Source organism: Streptomyces solitudinis (genome assembly GCF_036323765.1).
Taxonomy (GTDB): domain Bacteria; phylum Actinomycetota; class Actinomycetes; order Streptomycetales; family Streptomycetaceae; genus Streptomyces.
In genome coordinates this window covers 1-1,725 of sequence record NZ_JAZDCW010000023.1, presented here as the reverse complement: position 1 = coordinate 1,725, position 1,725 = coordinate 1, and the positions used below count along the sequence as shown (strand labels likewise).

The 1,725-nt window shown below is 67.7% G+C and carries 1 protein-coding gene and 1 pseudogene; one reads left to right on the top strand and one right to left on the bottom strand.

The window, feature by feature from the left end:
• Positions 1-249: hypothetical protein (locus V1J52_RS25950; protein WP_330142413.1), on the bottom strand; the 249-nt coding region annotated here is incomplete at its 3' end.
• A gap of 6 nt (positions 250-255) precedes the next feature.
• Between V1J52_RS25950 and V1J52_RS25945 the strand changes: the two are divergent.
• Positions 256-1,725 (top strand): annotated as a pseudogene (locus V1J52_RS25945) (sugar-binding protein); the annotation flags it as partial.

Genomic DNA, 1,725 nt, shown 5'->3' with positions numbered 1-1,725 from the left:
TGGGTCGGTGAGGGTTTCTCCTTCGAGCCGGGTTTCATCGAGCGGCGTTACAGGCCGTGTGCGGATGACGGGCACGAGGACTCGGCTGAGCAGTGCTGGGCGTTCGACAACGCCACGATCATGCTTGACGGTGCTTCGGGTGAGCTGATCAGGGATGACGACACCGGCGAGTGGCACCTCACTGGTGAGAACGGTGCCCGGATCGAGAAGCTGACCGGTGCGGTGAACGGTGACGACAACGGTGAGCACTGGCGGGTGACCACTGCCGACGGTACCGAGTACTACTTCGGATTGAACCGGCGTCCTGGCTGGTCCTCGGGGGAGGAGCAGACCCACTCGGTGTGGACGGCGCCGGTCTTCGGTGACGATGCGGGGGAGCCGTGTTACGACGCCGCCTTCGCGCAGGCGCACTGCCAGCAGGCGTGGCGGTGGAACCTGGACTACGTGAAGGACACGCACGGCAACGTGATGTCCTACCTGTACGGCAAGGAGACCAACCACTACGCGCTGAACGGCAGGACCGACGTCGCCGGCACGGCCTACACCCGCGGCGGTTACCTCAGGCGCGTGGACTACGGCCAGCGCCACGGGAAGGTCTTCGAGGCGAAGGCCCCGGCGCGGGTGGTCTTCCACACCGCCGAACGTTGCCTGCCCACGGAGGACTTCGACTGCGCGGCGGGGAAGTTCTCCGAGGACCATGCCCGGCACTGGCCGGACACGCCCGTGGACCGGTACTGCAAGGCGGGCACGAAGTGTGATGCCAGCCAGTCGGCGGCCACCTTCTGGACCCGCAAGCGGCTCACCGGCGTCACCACCCAGATGCACACCGGTGGCGGTTCCTACGCCGGTGTCGACGCGTGGCGGTTCACGCACCTGTTCACCGACAACGGTGACGACTCCAAGACGCTGTGGCTGTCGAGGATCGACCACGAGGGCCGTGTCGGGGGCACCGCCAAGCTGCCCTCCCTCGACCTCCAGGGCGAACAGCTGGTCAACCGGGTGGACGAGGACGGTGACAACCTCGCGCCCTTCCACCGCTTCCGTCTCAGTTCCGTGCTGACGGAGACCGGTGCCCAGCTCGATGTCAACTACGCGCCCGCCGAGTGCACCGCCGGCGCGCTGCCCGAGCCCGGTGAGCAGACCCGGCGCTGCTACCCGGTCAAGTGGACGCCGCCGGGCAGTATCGACCCGGTCACCGACTGGTTCCACAAGTACGTCGTCGCCGAGATCGTGCAGACCGACCGCACCGGCGGCGGTGAGGACCTGGTCACCCGCTATGACTACCGGGGCCCGGCGGGCTGGCGGCACGGGGAGAAGGACGGCATCACCGACGAGGAGATGCTGACCTGGGACCAGTGGCAGGGCTACGGCAAGGTCACCGTCACCAGCGGCGACGGCCAGACCATGCCCACCCGCGTCGACTACACCTACCTCCAGGGCCTGCACGGCGACAAGAAGCCCGGCGGCGGCACCCGCACCGAGACCGTCACCGACTCCACCGGCAAGGCCTACACCGGGTACAAGGAGTACACCGGCTTCGAACTGGAGACGGTCACCTACGACGGCGACGAGATCGTCTCCAAGGTGATCTCCGAGCCCTGGAAGCACGTCACCGCCACCCAGACCAAGCCGTGGAAGACGACCAGGGCGACCCTCGTCAAACCACGCGTCACCCGCGGCTACACCGCCCTGACGGACGGCACCTGGCGCGAGACGAAGTCCACC